Annotated in this window: 13 protein-coding genes; 9 read left to right on the top strand and 4 right to left on the bottom strand. The window is 60.5% G+C overall.

Translation table 11 applies throughout. The features are described from left to right. Positions 1-7: 7 nt before the first annotated feature. Positions 8-1702: a fatty acid desaturase family protein gene (locus PQR62_RS01905; RefSeq protein ID WP_408154207.1), complete on the bottom strand. Its 1695-nt coding sequence runs from the start codon at positions 1700-1702 to the stop codon at positions 8-10. A gap of 930 nt (positions 1703-2632) precedes the next feature. Here PQR62_RS01905 and PQR62_RS01900 point away from each other — a divergent pair. The 8 genes from PQR62_RS01900 (at position 2633) to PQR62_RS01865 (ending at position 12728) form a co-directional block, all read left to right on the top strand. Further along, positions 2633-4261, top strand: coding sequence for an ABC transporter substrate-binding protein (locus tag PQR62_RS01900; protein WP_408154205.1), 1629 nt, complete (start codon positions 2633-2635; stop codon positions 4259-4261). 231 nt (positions 4262-4492) lie between these two features. Then, entirely contained in the window at positions 4493-5467 is a 975-nt protein-coding gene (locus tag PQR62_RS01895; RefSeq protein WP_408154203.1) for an ABC transporter permease, read from the top strand. 13 nt (positions 5468-5480) lie between these two features. Beyond that, a complete protein-coding gene (locus PQR62_RS01890) occupies positions 5481-6389 on the top strand; it encodes an ABC transporter permease (protein ID WP_408154201.1) in 909 nt (302 codons plus the stop codon). A 5-nt stretch (positions 6390-6394) separates the two neighbouring features. Continuing rightward, entirely contained in the window at positions 6395-7396 is a 1002-nt protein-coding gene (locus tag PQR62_RS01885; RefSeq protein ID WP_408154199.1) for an ABC transporter ATP-binding protein, read from the top strand. 32 nt (positions 7397-7428) lie between these two features. Next, positions 7429-8439 carry an ABC transporter ATP-binding protein gene (locus PQR62_RS01880; RefSeq protein WP_408154197.1) on the top strand — a complete coding sequence of 337 codons (1011 nt, stop codon included), beginning with the start codon at positions 7429-7431 and terminating at the stop codon, positions 8437-8439. Positions 8440-8647: 208 nt separating this feature from the next. After that, a complete protein-coding gene (locus PQR62_RS01875) occupies positions 8648-10459 on the top strand; it encodes a methyl-accepting chemotaxis protein (protein WP_408154195.1) in 1812 nt (603 codons plus the stop codon). Positions 10460-10568: 109 nt separating this feature from the next. Continuing rightward, entirely contained in the window at positions 10569-11795 is a 1227-nt protein-coding gene (locus PQR62_RS01870) for a M20 aminoacylase family protein (protein ID WP_408154193.1), read from the top strand. Between the two features lie 54 nt (positions 11796-11849). Further along, positions 11850-12728 (top strand): LysR family transcriptional regulator, encoded by an 879-nt coding sequence (locus PQR62_RS01865; RefSeq protein ID WP_408154191.1) that lies wholly within the window; start codon positions 11850-11852, stop codon positions 12726-12728. Between the two features lie 26 nt (positions 12729-12754). Here PQR62_RS01865 and PQR62_RS01860 read toward each other — a convergent pair whose 3' ends face one another. Beyond that, on the bottom strand, positions 12755-14038 hold the full coding sequence (locus PQR62_RS01860) for an aspartate carbamoyltransferase (RefSeq protein ID WP_408154189.1): 1284 nt from the start codon (positions 14036-14038) through the stop codon (positions 12755-12757). Positions 14039-14289: 251 nt separating this feature from the next. Between PQR62_RS01860 and PQR62_RS01855 the strand changes: the two genes are divergently transcribed. After that, positions 14290-14883 (top strand): PadR family transcriptional regulator, encoded by a 594-nt coding sequence (locus PQR62_RS01855; RefSeq protein WP_408154187.1) that lies wholly within the window; start codon positions 14290-14292, stop codon positions 14881-14883. A gap of 90 nt (positions 14884-14973) precedes the next feature. Here PQR62_RS01855 and sbcB read toward each other — a convergent pair whose 3' ends face one another. Next, entirely contained in the window at positions 14974-16425 is a 1452-nt protein-coding gene (gene sbcB / locus PQR62_RS01850; protein ID WP_408154185.1) for an exodeoxyribonuclease I, read from the bottom strand. A gap of 172 nt (positions 16426-16597) precedes the next feature. After that, positions 16598-17152, bottom strand: a complete 555-nt coding sequence (locus PQR62_RS01845; protein WP_408154183.1) for a YqhG/Tai3 family protein — start codon at positions 17150-17152, stop codon at positions 16598-16600. Positions 17153-17435 lie beyond the last annotated feature (283 nt).

Genomic DNA, 17435 nt, shown 5'->3' with positions numbered 1-17435 from the left:
GCTTCCGTCAGCGTGCGCCACCGAGTATCAGGCTGGCGAATGACTCAATCAAAAACAAGGGCACGATACGCCACAGCCGTTTGGATGTGGACAGCGGCAGATGGCCGCGCAGGATCACGCCGTAATCGAGCGACGCGTCGTGCGGAAAATAATTTTCGTGAACCGACACAATCTGGCGAAATCCCTTCCTGAAGTAATAACGCAGCTGCGGGTCGAGCGGTTCCTGCGAATGGAATGTGCGCTTGGCATGCACGTAGCGCCATACGGACAACTGCGGATCGCGTTCACGCGCCTTGCGAAAGCCGGGCATCGGCGATCCTAGAAATACGTCAGTCCAGCCGGCCTTGAGCGCGCGCGAGTAGAAGAAGCGGAACATGTCGTCGACGGCGTCGGCACGGTTGCTGCTCAGACTGATGCCAAACAGGGAGCGGGTGGTGGCGCCATCCAGATAAGGCCAGGCGGAGGCATCGGCGGTGTATTCCCAGCGCGTGGGCGCAGTAAAAATCGCCGGGCTGACAGGCCGCAGAAACAGCGACGCCAATGCCTTGCCGGTATCAAGACAGAAGCAAGCCATGGACAGCGTTGGAAAAGCACGAATGCGATCCTGCAGGGTCTGCGCATCTGCGGCCTGGTTGGGCTCCCACTTCGATTGTTCGAGTTCCAGCAGCGCCGGCACATCTTGCCGTTGCAGGTAGCGCGTTTCCATGCGCTTGCCGGCAGTTCTTTTGCCGCCGCTCCTGTCGCCGGATTGCTGCCCGCCGGCTCCGGGGCGGCTGATCTCATCCAGCAGTTGCCCGAAATATCCGCGCGTGATCACCGCCCGCACCTGATACTCCTGATCGCTCAGCAAGATGCGATGCAGGCGTCTCAGACGAAAGAACGGCACCGAGGGGAACAGATGATGCTCGGCGTGAAAATGCACGCCATTCTGCGAGATCAGCAGCCGTTCAAGCCAGCCTGCGACCACCGTGCGCGAATGTCCAAAGCCTTGCGACGGCATGCCGAAATGCTCTCCGACGTCACGCACATACAGGATCGCCATCAGAAAGGTGGACATCGGCAGGACCCAGTACAGCAACACCTCTGGCCACCAGCCGAGCGCGCTGATGGCCAGCACCGCCAGCACGGTGAAGAGCACGCGTGCGATGCGCGTGAAGCGCGGCAATTCTAGCGCCATCCCGGCATCGACCGTATAGCCTTTGAGTTCCGCGAAGGTGTACCAGCCGACGCAATGTTTGATGACCTCGGAGAGATAGCGCGGTTTGCTCATCGGGAACTGATAGCGCTGCTTGCGCAAGGATGACATCCAGTTGGGATCCTGGCCCGAAGAAGTATTGCGGTGGTGCTGCATGTGGTTGCGGCGAAAGCCGAACACCGAGATGAAGAACGGAAACGCCGTGAAGACATCGCCGACCAGATCGTTGAGCCATGCCTGACGCCGGCTCAACTGGTAGTGCGCATATTCATGCATGAGTGCCAGCAAGGCATGCTGGCGTGTGGCAATCAGCAAAATGCAGAGTGTGCTGAACAAGGGATGGGCGACCCGCACGGCGGCCACGATCATCAGCACGATGCACAGCCATTCGAATAAGGTCTGTACCAGCAGACGCAGCGGTGCGCGCCGTGCCAGCTCACTCAGTAATGTGCGACTGAGCGCAATTCGGCGGTCGATGGACGAGGGGGTGAGCGACGAGGGATTCATGATCTCCGGTTTCTTCTTCGAAAGTTGATAAATGGTTTTTCAAATTCTCAAGAAGCGGGATCGTAATAATCAAATATGTCAGCTCCGTGAAAAAAACGATAAATATCGTTTTCACTGGCCCTTATTTTTTCATTTTGCTTTTTAGGTATATTTGCATGCATATCGCGGGTATATCGCAGCATTTGCTTGGAGATGTCGTTGTGGGAAATCCGGGTACGGTCTCTCGCTGCCGGCTGCGATCCGTTTTGCCTGATCCTCCCGTCTGCCTGTCGGCCGAGGCAAGCCTTGCCCGGACAGGCCATTTTGCGTGCGCCGGTCGCCGGCATTGGCCGCCTTACGTGGTTTTTTTGTATAAGCAGAGGCCGCGCGGGGATCGGATTTACTGCGTGCGGCGCATTTTATTTGCGTTTTGCGCGTGCGCTTCCTGGAATAGGGCGGTTCTTTTTGGTGCGTGACGGCAGTCGAATCAGCGCGGCGAGCACCGCATGCTCCTGCGTCGCTATGCTTCAGAACGCAGTGCTCACGTTTCCATCCAGGCTTGCCGAATAGCGCTGCGCCCCTGCTCATCTGAAGCATAGCGGCGTATTTTCACCAGATTTCAGGGCTGAATTCGCATGCTTTGTGCGTCGGGCCTTGAGCCCTTGTGTGGCCTGTTATTGCCCCCTTTTCGGGCCCCAGTTTGGGTAGTTCTTTCTATATTTTCAAAGCATAACAACCATGCTAATTCAGTAATTTGAGAGTGTCGGTTGCCTGCATATACTTGCCTCAACTTATAGAAAATAAGTCTAGCAAGACGGTCCGCAAGCTGAATGTCGCGTCCGCAGCCAACTCTGCCGGGGCGCCGCCATTTGAGCGCGGGATCTGCTTGCCGCATTCGGCTTCACGCCTGGCGTCGAAGCGTAAAGCTACTTGATTAAACTGGGGAGAGTCATGATTAAGTTTTGTCTCAAGCATCTTGCCGCACCGGTCGCCTGTATCGGTTTGCTCGCTTCAACGCTGAGCGCTCCGCTCGCGCAGGCAGCGGATCTGAAGATCGGTCTGGCGGCAGAGCCTACTGCAATGGATCCGCACTACCATTTGTTCACACCGAATATTTCGCTGGCCAATCAGATCTATGAGCCGCTGGTGATGAAGAATCCGGACTTCTCCATGCATCCCGGACTGGCCGAGTCTTACCGCGCGATCAATCCGACCACCTGGGAATTCAAGCTGCGCAAGAACGTCAAGTTCCACGACGGCACCGCGTTCGACGCCAATGATGTGCTGTTCACCTTCTGCCGCGTGCCGACGGTGCAGAACAGTCCTTCGCCGTTCACGCTGTACACCAAGGCCATCAAGGAGATGGAAGCGCCCGATCCCTACACCGTGATCATCAAGACCACCGAACCTTATCCGCTGCTACCGAACGAACTGGCCACCATCGGCATCATTTCCGACAGTCTGATCGACGGTGAGAAAGTGCACTTCTCGGACGCCGGTTGCAAGATCACGCACAAGTGGCCTGCCACCGAAGAATTCAACAGCGGCAAGGCCGCCATCGGCACCGGGCCGTTCAAGTTCGGGCAGTTCACCAAGGGCGACCGTATCGTACTCAAGCGCAACGACGCTTACTGGGGCAAGAAGCCGGCCTGGGACCAGGTCATCATGCGACCGATCACCAATCCCGGCTCGCGGGTGGCGGCCTTGTTGTCGGGTGATGTCGATTTCATCGAACGTCCGACCACGCAGGATATTCCGCGCATCAAAGCCGATCCGCGCTTCAAGATCGAAGGCGCCGTTTCAACCCGCACCGTTTTCCTGGTGATGGATCAGAGCAGCGACAAGGCGCCGCCCGGCGTCAAGACCGCCGACGGCAAGAACCCTTTCAAGGATGTGCGGGTACGCAAGGCCTTGTCGATGGCGATCGATCGCCGCGCGATTGTTGATCGCATCATGGGCGGTTTCGCCAAGCCGGCGCAGCAGTTGATGAGCAAGGAGTTCTTCGGCACTGATACCTCGTTGCCGGTGCTGGCCACCGATGTGGCGCAAGCCAGGAAACTGCTGGCCGAGGCCGGGTATCCGGATGGCTTCGAGATGACGCTGGCGACGCCGAACGACCGTTACATCAACGATTCGCAAGTGGCCCAGGCGGTGGCGCAGATGTTCACCAAGATCGGCATCAAGACCGGTGTCGACGCGATGACCGCCAGTACGTTTCTGTCGCGCCGTGCCAAGCATGAGTTCGGCATCTACCTGTTCGGCTGGGGCGCACAGACTGGTGAAATGTCGTCGCCGCTGCGCGGACTGGTCGCCACGGTCAACAAGACCAAGGGCTGGGGCAGTTCCAACTACGGCAAGTTCTCCGACGCCACGATAGACAGCACGCTGGACAAAGCGATGGAGACCGTCGATGACAACAAGCGCCGCGCCCTGATGGCTGAAGTGAGCAAGCGCTCGATGGAGCTGATGGCGGTGATTCCTCTGCACTACGAAGTCACGCCCTGGGCCATGAAAGCCAGCCTGAACTACAAGGCGCGTGCCGATGAGTTCACCAAGGCGGAGGATGTGACGCCGAAGTGATTGTGGAAAAATCACGGCAAGCGAGGGCTGCTGCGGCATCTTAAAAAATAATAAACAAGCGGCCAGTCCTGAGCAGGTTCGTAGCAAATGCAGTCGTCCGACTGACGTCACATGGAGTAAAGCAACATGCGCAGACCGGCGCGGCCACGACTGAGTGGTCGCGCGGGCGGCCTGTTGTCCGAATTTCGCGAGTCCTTTCAACATATCTTTAACCAGCATGAAGAAGCCCGCATGATTACCTTTCTGATCCGGCGTCTCATCCCGTCCCTGATGACGATGTTCGTGATGTCACTGATTCTGTTTCTGGGTCTCTACACCATCGGCGATCCGGTCGAGATTCTGGTCGATCCTTCCGCCGACGATGCAACGCGCGAAGCGGTGCGTCAGAGCCTGGGACTGGATCTGCCGCTGTATCTGCAATTTTTCCGCTTTCTCGGCAATGCACTGCACGGCGATCTCGGCAACTCTTTCGTGCAGAACGTGCCGGCGATTCAGCTGATTCTGCAACGCATGCCGGCCACGCTGGAAGTGGCCGTGCTGGCGTTGGCGATGGCGGTGATCGTCGGGCTGCCGCTGGGTATGCTGGCCGGACTCAGGCCAAACGGCAAAGCCAGCCGCGTGATCATGTCGGTGTCGATACTCGGTTTCTCGCTGCCGGGTTTCTGGATCGGACTGATGCTGGCGCTGGGTTTCGGCGTACTGCTGGGCTGGCTGCCGGCCGGCGGCCGTGGCGAAACCAGTCTGCTGCTCGGCGTGCCGGTCAGTTTTCTGACGCTGGACGGACTGCGCCATCTGATCTTGCCGGCCGTCACGCTGTCGCTCTACAAGACCGCTTTGATCATCCGCCTCAGCCGTGCCGGCACGCGTGAAGTGATGCAGCACGACTACATCAAGTTCGCACGTGCCAAGGGGGTGAAGTCGTCGCGCATCATCTTTGTTCACGTATTGAAAAACATCGCCATTCCCATCGTGACCGTCGTCGGCCTCGAGTTCGGTTCGCTCATCGCGTTTGCAGTGGTGACTGAAACCGTGTTTGCCTGGCCCGGCATGGGCAAGCTGCTGATCGACAGCATTCTGCGTCTGGACCGGCCGGTGGTCGTGGCGTATCTGCTGATCGTGGTGGTCATGTTTTCACTGATCAATCTGGCGGTCGATCTGGTGTATTCGCTGCTCGATCCGCGCATTCGCATGGGAGGCAAGGCCTGAAATGGATATCGCAATGCAAACTGAATTGCCCAGGAAAGCACGGCCCAAGGCCTCGATGCTCAAGCGCATCGCCAGGGATTTTGCACACAGCAAGGTGGCGATGGCCGGGCTCCTGATTCTGGCGCTGCTGATTCTGGCGGCGGTGTTCGCGCCGCTGGTGACGCCGCAAAATCCTTATGACCTGAGTCAGCTCAATGTGATGAACAGTCACATGCATCCGGGCGCCCGGCCCGACGATCAGAACTTTCATTTCTGGCTCGGCACCGACGATCAGGGGCGTGACATCTACAGCGGCATCGTCTACGGCTTGCGCATCAGCCTGATGGTCGGTTTCGTGAGTACCGGCGTGGCCTTGATAATCGGCACCGTGTTCGGTCTGATGGCCGCCTACTTCGGCGGCTGGGTGGAGGGCCTGATCATGCGCATCGTCGATCTTCAGTTGTCGTTCCCGGCCATGTTGATTGCGCTGGTGCTGCTGGCGATGCTGGGCACCGGTCTGGACAAGGTGATCGTTGCACTGATCGCAGTCCAATGGGCCTACTACGCACGCACCGTGCGCAGTGCGGCGCTGATCGAAAAGAACCGCGAATACATAGAAGCGGCGCGCAGCCTGGGCTTGTCCAGCCGCCGCATCTTGTTTCGCCATCTGCTGCCGAACTGCATTCCGCCGCTGATCGTGGTGGCCACCATGAACATCGCCACCGCCATCTCGCTGGAAGCCACGCTGGCCTTTCTCGGCGTCGGTGCGCCGATTACCGAGCCTTCGCTCGGACGTCTGATCGCCAATGGCTATTCGTACATGCTGTCGGGCGAATACTGGATCTGCTTCTATCCCGGCGTGGTGCTGGTGCTGTTGATCGTGGCCGTTAATCTGGTCGGCGACCAGTTGCGCGATGTTCTTAATCCCCGTCTGCAAAAGTGAATCTCATGAGCGATACCTTATTGGAAGTACGCGGTCTGCAAACCTGGTTCGATACGCGCTCCGGCACCATCCGTTCGGTCAACGGCGTCGATCTCACGCTCAAGCGCGGCGAGATTCTTGGTCTGGTGGGGGAATCCGGTTCGGGCAAGAGCGTCACCGGCTATTCCATCATGGGCTTGCTGGAGGCGCCGGGCCGGATTGCCGGCGGCTCGATCAAGTTTTACGGCAAGAACGGCACTGCCGTCGATCTGGTCAATCTGTCCGAGGAGCGCATGCGTGCGCTGCGTGGCGACCGCATCGCCATGATCTTTCAGGATCCGGCCACCAGCCTCAATCCGGTGCTGCGGGTCGATACCCAGATGTGCGAGGCCTTGCATTCGCATGCCCGCATGAGCGAGACGCAGGCGCGCGACATCGCGCGTGAAGCGCTGAACCGGGTCGGCATTCCGGCGCCGGATGAGCGCCTCAAGTCGTACCCGCATCAGTTCTCGGGCGGCATGCGGCAGCGGGTGGCGATCGCCACCGCGATTCTCAACAAGCCCGAGCTGATCATCGCCGACGAGCCGACCACCGCGCTGGACGTCACGGTGCAGGCGCAGATTCTGTACGAAGTGAAGAAGCTGTGCCGTGAATCGGGCACCGCGCTGATCTGGATCACCCACGATCTGTCGCTGGTGTCGGGGCTGGCCGACAAGATCGCCGTGATGTACGCGGGGCGCATCGTCGAGACCGGCCCGATTGCCGAAGTGATGGCGGCGCCGCGCCACCCTTACACCATCGGCCTGATGAAATCGATCCCCAGCAACAACCCGCGCGGTCAGCCCTTGTACCAGATTCCCGGGATGGCGCCGTCGGCCGAAAACCTGCCGACCGGTTGCGCCTTTCGTCCGCGCTGCGAGCGTGCCAGCGCGGCCTGCGAAAGCGTGCCCGAGGCGCGCGACCTGTCGCGCACTCCCGGTGTCGAACACATGGTGCGTTGTTTCCACGCGCAAGAGGTGAACGCATGAATACCCATCTGAATATGCCGAGGCCAGCGGACATGGCAAGTGCCGTCAACAAATCCGAGAGCCTGATCCGGCTCGATCACATTTCCAAACGCTTTACCGCCAAGCGCGATCTGGCCGGCGCGTTGATTGCCAGGCTCAGCGGCAAACCGCCTTTGCCGTCGGTGCACGCGGTGGACGACGTTTCGCTGCACATCGCCAAAGGCGAGGTGGTCGGTCTGGTGGGCGAGTCCGGTTGCGGAAAATCAACGCTGGGGCGGGTGGTTGCCGGCATCCACGGCCAGAGCAGCGGCAGCATGCAGTGGAAGGGAACGGCCGTCGAGCGGCTCGATGCCGCCGAGCGCAAGCGCCACAGCCTGGCGATCCAGATGATCTTTCAGGATCCGATGGCGTCGCTCAATCCGCGCATGCGGGTGCGCGACATCATCGGCGAAGCGGCTGTGGCGCATGGTCTGGTGAAGCCGTCGGCGATTGAAGACTACGTCGATGACGTGATGCTGCGCGTCGGCCTCGATCCAACTTATCAGTTGCGCTATCCGCATCAGTTTTCCGGCGGCCAGCGTCAGCGCATCGGCATTGCGCGGGCGCTCGCGGTGCAGCCGGAATTTCTGGTGTGCGACGAATCGGTGGCGGCGCTGGATGTATCGATTCAGGCGCAGGTGATCAATCTCTTCATGCGTCTGCGCGAGCAGTTCAATCTGACTTACCTGTTCATCAGCCACGACCTCGGCGTGGTCGAGCACATTTCGGATCGCGTCGCGATCATGTATCTGGGCCGCATCGTGGAGATCGCGCCCACCGCAGAATTGTTCGCGCAGCCCAATCATCCTTACACCCGGGCGCTGCTCAGTGAAGTGCCGCGCATCAGTACGACGCCGCGTGAATTCAGTCCGATGAAGGGCGAATTGCCGTCGCCGCTGAATCCGCCCAAGGGCTGCCATTTCAATCCGCGCTGTCCGTTTGCGATGGAACGCTGCCGGCAGGAGAGGCCGGAGCTGAAACAGATTTCAATGACCCATGCGTCGGCCTGTCATTTGAACGATTGAAGCAGGACGCGGCCGGCGGTGGACCGGTGAGCAGTTCACCGCGTCCGCAGCGACGCCGACGATAGCCTGGCCCGCTCGCACAAGGGGGGAAGCTTGCGCAGAGAAAAAATCGGTGCGGGCGGATGCCGGGCTACCTCGCTGGTGGTGGTGGAAATGTTGGAAGTGGTGGCAGCAGTGGATTTCAATACTTTTGAATCAGGGGGCGGCAATGACACCGAGCAATCGACGCAGCACAGGACTGAGCATCAGGCTCAATGACATGCGCATAGGAACGCGGCTGGGGATCGGCTTCGGCCTGTTGCTGCTGATCCTGATCGTGCAGATTGCCATGGTGGGCGTGATCAGCGCCGGCAACAGCAGCCGCCTCAATAACGATCTGGCGAAGGCCAATGCGCGCGCGCTGCTGGCGTCCAACATGCGCACCGCCATGCTGCAGGCCGGCATCGCCATGCGCAACATCGGCCTGCAAACCGATCTGAGCGCCATGCAGATCGAGGAAGACAGATTCAACGCGGCCCAGAAGCGCTATCGTGAAGGACGCGACCAGTTGCTGGGCAGCGGTCTGGCCAGGGCGGAGAGCGATGCCGTGGCGCGTCTCGATGCTCTGCAGGCGCAGATGGCGGAGCCGATGAAGGAGGCGGTGGCCGATGCGCATTCCTTCAACGGTGAAGGCGCAGCCAAGCTGATCGCCGAAAAGATCGATCCGCTGACGCAACAATCGATGTCGGAAATCGACAAGCTGGTCGAGGCGCAGCAGGCGGTGTCGCTGCGCAGTCTGCACACGGTGACCGCGGATTCCGGATCGATCATATATTTTTCCATCATCGTCGGTCTGATTTCGCTGGCGGTGGGCGGCCTGTCGGCGTTCGTCATCACGCGCAGCATCACCTTGCCGCTGAAGGCTGCGGTCAAGGTGGCGCGGCGGGTGGCAGCCGGCGAGCTGGAACTGAGCGCCACCGCCGCCGGCAGCGATGAGATCTGCCAGTTGCTGGATGCCCTGGCCGACATGAACGCCAGCCTGATGAAGATGGTCGGCGAGGTGCGCATCGCCAGCGCCACCATCGCCACCTCTTCCGGTGAAATTGCGCAGGGCAATGCTGATCTGTCGATACGGACCGAGGCGCAGGCCGCCTCGCTGCAGGAGACCGCATCGTCGATGGAAGAACTGACGACCGCAGTGCGCCTCAATGCGCAAAATTCCGGCGTCGCCAATGAGCTGGTCGAGGCCGCTTCGCAGCATGCCAGCAGCGGCGGCGAAATCGTGGCGCAGGTGGTGTTGACCATGGGTTCGATCAAGGAAAGTTCGCGCCGTATCGTCGACATCATCGGCGTCATCGATGGCATTGCTTTCCAGACCAATATTCTGGCGCTCAACGCGGCGGTCGAAGCGGCGCGCGCCGGCGAGCAAGGCCGCGGATTTGCGGTAGTGGCGTCGGAGGTGCGCAGCCTGGCCGCGCGCTCGGCCAGCGCCGCCAAAGAGATCAAGGTGCTGATCGCGGATTCGGTCGGCAAGGTGGATGCCGGTGCGGTGCTGGTCGAGAAGAGCGGCATGGCGATGGACGAGATCGTCGGTTCGGTGCAGCGCGTGACCAGCATCATGGGCGACATCGCGCATGCCGGCCGTGAGCAGAGCAAGGGCATCGTCGAAGTCAACAGCGCCATCGCGCGCATGGATGAAATGACGCAGCAGAATGCGGCCCTGGTGGAGCAGGCTGCAGCCTCGGCCGAAAGCATGAGCATGCAGGCCGCACGCCTGGCGGATGCGGTGGCGGTGTTCAAGCTGGGCGAGACCAGCGCCGCCAGTCCGGGTGGAAATATCGACGCTGTGCGCAATGTCGGACGGGGCGGCGATGCAGTCAAGGCGCCGCTACCGCGCCGGCCGGTCGCGGTCTCGCCCTCGCCCGCAGAGGCAGCCGACGGCAAGCCGCCTACCTGGACTCAGCATGTACAACGTCTGACCTTGCGGCGGGCGCTGACCCGGTCTGTAGCGGCACAGGATGAAGGATTCGAACAGTATTAGGAAAAAGTGAAAAACAGAATTGAAAAACATCGCTGAAAACCAGGGATGCAATTCAGTCAGGCAAGTCGAGACCCCCTTTTTTAGCAACGGAACAGGACATAAGCATCTCATGAACGATACCAAACGCTTTTGCGAAATCAGTGACCTCGAAGGCGCCGCGCCGGAGTTGCGCGCCGTGCGCCATCATATTCACGAACATCCCGAGCTGGCCTATGAAGAGCTTGAGACCGCGGCGCTGGTGGCGCACAAGCTGGAAGAATACGGCTATCAGGTCACCACCGGCGTCGGCCGCACCGGCGTGGTAGGCACGCTCAAGGTCGGCGAAGGCCCGCGCAGCATCGGCATCCGTGCCGACATGGATGCCTTGCCCATCGTCGAAGCGACCGGCCTGCCCTACGCCAGCAAGACGCACGGAAAGATGCATGCCTGCGGTCATGACGGTCATACCACCATGCTGCTGGGCGCGGCCAGATATCTGGCCGCCACGCGCAATTTCTCAGGCACCTTGCAGTTGTACTTTCAGCCGGCCGAAGAGCATGGCATCGACAGCGGTGCGCGCGCAATGATCCGCGACGGTCTGTTCGAACGCTTTCCCTGCGACGCGGTGTTCGGCGTGCACAATCATCCGGGCGCACCGGCCGGCAGCTTCCGTTTTCGCAGCGGCGCCTTCATGTCGGCCAGCGACAAGGTCTTCATCGACATCCAGGGCAAGGGCGGCCATGCGTCGCGTCCGCACCTGGCGGTCGATCCCGTCATGGTCGGTTCCAGCATCGTGATGGCGCTGCAGACCGTGGTCTCGCGCAACATGCCGCCGCAGGAGCCGGTGGTGGTGACGGTCGGGGTGTTCAAGGCCGGCATCGCCAGCAATGTGATTCCGGACAGCGCCCGGCTGGAACTGAGCGTGCGCACCTTTAACGCCGCCGTGCGCGACAAGATACGGCAACGCATCATTGACCTGGTGCATGCCCAGGCCGACAGCTATGGCGCGACCGCCAAGGTGGATTACGTCTACGGCTATCCGATGGTGGTCAATACGCCCGACGAAACCGCATTCGCCATCGAAGTGGCGCGCGAACTGGTGGGCGTCGACAAGGTGACGCCGCATTCGGATCTGTTGATGGGCAGCGAAGACTTTGCCTTCATGCTGCAGGAGCGGCCGGGCTGTTTCTTGCGTATCGGCAATGGCGGCACCTCCGAGGAAGACGCTTGCATGGTGCACAATCCGGGCTATGATTTCAACGATGCCAATCTGCCGGTCGGGGCTGCCTTCTGGTCGCGCCTGGTGGAACGCTTCCTCGATCCGGCGCGCGATTCTGCGGCTGGCGCAGCGCTCTGACATCGCCGCCGACCGTAACGGTGTCGGTACCGATTTTCAAGGATAAAGCCTGATATGGAACTGAGACACCTGCGTTATTTCATGGCCGTCGCCACGCATGGCAGCGTGGCGGAAGCGGCACGCAAGATGAACGTGGCGCAGCCGGCGCTGAGTCGCCAGATTCACGATCTGGAGGAGCATCTCGGCACCTCGCTGTTCCAGCGCACCACCAAGGGCACCAGTCTGACCGGCGCCGGCCGGCAGTTCCTGATCGACGTCACGCGTCTGATGGGAGAACTGGACGAGGCCAAGGAGCGTGCCCTGAATGTGGGGAGCGGGCAGTCCGGCACCTTGCGCATCGGCGTGTCGCCGTATCACACCTCGCATCCCGAATTGCTGCGCCGTCTGCGCAAATTTCGCGATACCTATCCTGAAATCACGGTGGTGCTGGAGCCCGGTGTGTCGATGAAGCAGCCTACGCTGATCAAGGAAGGGAAGCTGGATGGCGGCATCATGTCCTTGCGCGACCCCGGCGATACGCAACTGGACAGCATCAACATTCTGCGCGTCGGCCTGGTGCTGGTATTTGCCAGTGATCACCGTTTTGCGCTGCACCCGCCGACCCGGCTGAGCGAACTCAAGGACGATCCCTGCGTCTGGTTTCCGCGTCCGCGCTCTCCGGTCTACTACGATTACATCATGGCGCAGTGCGAGTTGGGCGGTCTGACGCCCAAGCACATTTTCGTTAGCGGCGACGTTGGCACGCGGCTGGGCATGGTCGCCATCGGCATGGGATATACCGTCATTTCCGAAGCCACGCGTTACAACTGCCCGGCCGGGCTGGTGCTGCACCGGCACAGCGATCTGCCCAATACCTACAACATCGAATTTGCGTTTCGCCGCAACGATGCTTCGCCGTTGCTCAGGCTCTTCATCCGTGCGATGGAAGAGTGACGCGGGCCTGCCTTCCGAGGGCCGGCTCAGCCATCCAGTCCATGAAACAGCGCATCGTCAGGGCCGATGAAACGCGGTACCTTCCAGGTGGTGTCGCGCAGTGAATTGGCGACCTGACCGGCGACGCCTAGCAGCGAGGCGAACAGCGCCATACGCACCGGGATGCCGTTGTCGGTCTGGCGGAAGATCGCCAGGCGCGGGTCGTGAATCAGATCGGCGCCGAGGTCGTTGGCGCCCGGCCGGCTGTCGCGCGGCAGCGGATGCATGATCAGCGTGTCATGCCCGCACACGGTGTTGACCAATGCCTGATTGATCTGAAAGTCGGGCGTGTAGCCTTCAATGTCTTCATTGGCGAAACGCTCTATCTGGATGCGCGTCGCATAGACCACATCGGCACCCTGCAGTCCTTGCGCCAGGTCGCTGGTCTGTTCCACCACATTGCCGTTGTTCGCGATCCGCTCGACGATGTAGGCCGGCATCTCCAGGCCGGCCGGTGCAATCAGCGTGAATTTGATGCCGCGATACAGCGCCAGCAATTTGCTCAGCGAGTGCACGGTGCGGCCGTATTTCAGATCGCCAACCATGGCGATGTGGGCGCCGTCGATGATCTTGCCGAGACGCGAAAATTCGCGCTGGATGGTGTACAGGTCGAGCAAGGCCTGGCTGGGGTGTTCGCCCGGCCCGTCGCCGGCATTGATCACCGGGATGTTGGTGGCGCGCGCAAATTCTGCGACCGAACCCTGATCGGGGTGGCGCACCACCAGCGCATCGACATAGCCGCTGAGCACGCGGCTGGTGTCGTAGATCGACTCGCCCTTGGCCATCGATGAAAAGGTGAAGCCGGTGGTGTCGCACACCGAGCCGCCGAGCCGGCAGAACGCAGCGCCGAAACTCACGCGCGTGCGCGTGCTGGCTTCGAAGAACAGATTCCCCAGCACCGCACCTTCCAGCACGCGCGAGACTTTTTGTCTGCGCGCGATGGGTTGCATCACATCGGCCAATTGAAACAGCGCCTCTGCCGATTCGCGCGAAAACTGATCGACCGACAGCAGGCAGGGCTTGCCTTCATGTTCAATCGCCAGGCTCGCCGGTGCGGCGGCATGTTGCGCGGTGTCGGCGCTGCCGGCCAGAATTTCGGTCACGAAGCGTTCGACGATTTCCGGCATGCGGCGGAACTCCTGAGAGTCCAGCGGCAGTAGCCAGGTATCCAGCGCGCGGCGGCTGACGCCGATGCGGGAGGAGAAGCCCTCGCGGGTCAGGTTGAGTCGGCGCATGGCGTCGCGAAGGAAACTCTGCTGTTGAATTGTCATGATCTGGAATATCCAATAAGCGTATATCTAAATTATATTTTTGTATTTTAATGGAATTATATGTACGCAATGCGTAAATGTAATGGATATTCAGCGCCTATTCCTGTCAGGAATCCCTCGTGAACGGCGCGGGAAAGCTGTAACTATCCACGCTGCGTGGTGAAGTAATTGAAAGCTACATCTAAGATATATCTTGACTGAGGTATTTTTAAGATATATCTTAGATCTGTCTTCAATCAAAAAGGACAGACATGTTCAAACATTTACTGGGCCGTGGACATGGCCCCATGCATCATCGTTTCGAGCGTTCGCATCATGGCGGCGGTCTGTTTGACGAACGTGGACCGGATGAGCGCGGCCCGCGAGGCCGTGAAGGCGGCGGACGCGGGCGCATGTTCGAACAGGGGGCGCTGCGCGTCGTGATCCTGCATCTGCTGCAGGAAAAACCGCGCCACGGTTACGAAATCATCAAGGAAGTGGAAGTGCTGGTCGGCGGTGGCTACAGCCCGAGCCCGGGCGTGATTTATCCGACGCTGACGCTGCTGGAAGAAATGGGCTACGCCACCGTGGAAGCGGAAGAGGGCGGCAAGAAGCTGTATCGCATCACCGCCGAAGGCGACGCCCATCTGCAGGAAAACAGCGTGATACTGCAGCAGATTCTCAAGAAGTTCGAAATGCGTCGGGAGCCGCTTCCCGGCACCGATTCGCCGGAGCTGCGCCGCGCCACCCAGAATTTCAGGATGGCCTTGCACACGCGTCTGGCGAAGGGTGAATTGAGCAAGCAGGAGTTGCACGCCATGATCGATATCATCGATCAGGCAGCGGTCGCCATCGAACGTGTGTGACTGGCGGGTGCAGGTAGCAGAGATGTAAAACGGGCCCCGGCTGAATTCAGCCGGGGCCTGTTGTTTGTTAATGCAAGCGAAGTCGCCGCCTCAATCGCGCGAGGGCGCAATCATCTCCGCGTAGTCGTACAGCGCGCCCAGCACTTCCTCGCCACGCTCATCCACGGTTTCAGATAGCTGATCGATCTCTTCGAACAGTTGATCGACGGTGCGCGCGCCGCCCTGGCCTTCGAACAGCCGCGCCACGCGATGCGCTTCCCAACGCAGGACTTCCTGCTCCGACAAGGTCTCGGGGAAATTGCGGGCGCGATAGCGGAACAGGATCTGATCCAGACGCGCATCGTCGAAGGCGGCATCGGCATGCGCCAGATCCTGCGGCGACATGGCGCGCAATTGCGTCAGCAGGCGACGGTCGCTGTTGCCGACGAAACCGCCGTACAGATCTTCATCGACATCGGGTGCCGCTTCCGCCGGGCGATGAAACACCTCGCGCCACAGATGCGAGAGATCGGGCAGGGCTGCGGCAAGGTCGGCCATGCGCAGTGCCGCCTCGACATCGATGCCGAGTTCGGCCGCACGCTCGGGATTGAGTGTCTTGAGATTGCCGACCACCATCGGCGACTTGTTCAGGTGAATGCTTTTGATCGGCAAGCGTGTGACGCCCTGCGGCAGATTCTCGCTCTTGCTGAACATGCGTTCGCGCACGGTGGCGGCGTCCAGCTTTGCCAGCTCGCTCGGATCGCCGCTCAGATCCCAGGCGATGACTTCATTCTTGTTGGTCGGATGCATGCCCAGCGGCCACATCAGCGCCAGGCAACCGCGCGTCGACGGGAACATGCCGGACACATGCAGGAAGGGGCGGGTGGTGCTGGACTGATCGACTTTCGGCAGGCCGATTTCGCTCGCCGCCTTGTCCTTCTTGTGCAGCGCCAGGCTGAAGTCGAACAGGCGTGGATTCTTTTCGCGGATCAGGCGCGCCAGCGCAATCGTGGCGCGCACGTCGGACAGCGCATCGTGCGCAGCTTCGTGCGCCAGGCCGTTGGCCTTGCTCAGATGTTCCAGTTTGAAGCTGGGTGTGCCGTCTTCCTTGCGCGGCCATTCGATGCCATCGGGGCGCAGCGCATAGTTCAGGCGCACCACGTCAAGCAGATCCCAGCGGCCGCAGCCGTTCTGCCATTCGCGGGCATAGGGATCGATCAGATTGCGCCAGAACATGAAGCGCGTGACTTCATCGTCGAAGCGTATGGTGTTGTAGCCGACGCCGATGGTGCCCGGCTGCGCCATGGCTTGTTCGATCTCGGCCGCGAATTCGTGTTCGGGCAACCCGCGCTCGAGGCAGGTCTGCGGCGTGATGTGGGTGATCAGACAGGATTGCGGATCGGGCAGGAAATCCGGCGCCGGCTTGCAATAGATCATGATCGGTTCGCCGATCTCGTTGAGCTCGGCATCGGTGCGGATGGCCGCGAACTGCGCGGGGCGATCGCGGCGCGGGACTACGCCAAAGGTTTCGTAGTCGTGCCAGAGAAAGGTGTGATTGGACATCGGAATGGAGTCGCGCGTGGCTGAAGGATAATGGCGCGATTATAGAGCCATAGAGCCTGCGCACGCCGCCACACGTGAAAGTGCGGATTCCATCACGATGCTGCAAATGAAAAAAGCGGGCAGTGCCCGCTTTTTTTTTATCATCACCGCCGCGGTCCGAGCCGGGGCCGCCTTATTGCAAGACCGGCGTATCGCGATGGAGCAACGTGCGCATCACTTTTTGCAGATCGCCGCTGCGCATGGGCGCGGCGCCGCCGGCGTATTCGATATTGTCGATCACCCAGCCGCGTGCATCGCGGTTGAGCACCACGCGGTCGGTCCACTTCGAGGGGGCCTGCAGCTTGGCGTCGCTGTAGATCAGTTCGACATTGCAGGTGCTGACGCTTTCCTGCATGTCGCAATTGATGATGCGGAAGGTCGAGGCGCCGCCTGGATGAGAGGTGAACAGATCGCCTTCGACCAGCGGCGGCGACGGTGCGGCAGCGTTCTGGGCGGCGCGCGCCTCATCCGCCATTGACAGGTCTTTGAGCAGATCAAACAGCGGCACCGACATGAAGTGGCGGAAGGTGATCAGTTCCTTCAGCGTCAGCGGGCCCGAAGGGCGTGCCGCCTGATGCGTCTGATAGAAGCTGGTGACCACTTCCTTGGCCTTGTGCTCGTCATTGCTGGAACATGCGGCCAGCAGAACGCTGACTGCGATGATAAAAATTAGGCCGATCCGCTTCACGATCTTTTCCCCTTGACGCCATCGACGTCGATCAAACGCGCTTTGATGGCACTTGTTGCTTTCCTTGTTATAGGACGGTCGCCGTCGCGACCCCTTCATGTGATTCCGTCAGGCGCTCCCCCCTGTTCAGAATCGATGCCGCTGGTTTTGTGTTGCCTGCCGTTATTGACGGCACCGCGGTTCGCAGCAAGGCGAAGAGCAGCATGATAAATGAAATGGAAGGGCTTGCGTGCGCTACGAAACGCAGCGTTTCGGTAACAAAATACCAAGCATGCCCAAGGGC

Source organism: Herbaspirillum lusitanum (assembly GCF_046025995.1).
GTDB lineage: Bacteria > Pseudomonadota > Gammaproteobacteria > Burkholderiales > Burkholderiaceae_D > Herbaspirillum > Herbaspirillum lusitanum_A.
This window is presented reverse-complemented; position numbering and strand designations above follow the sequence as displayed.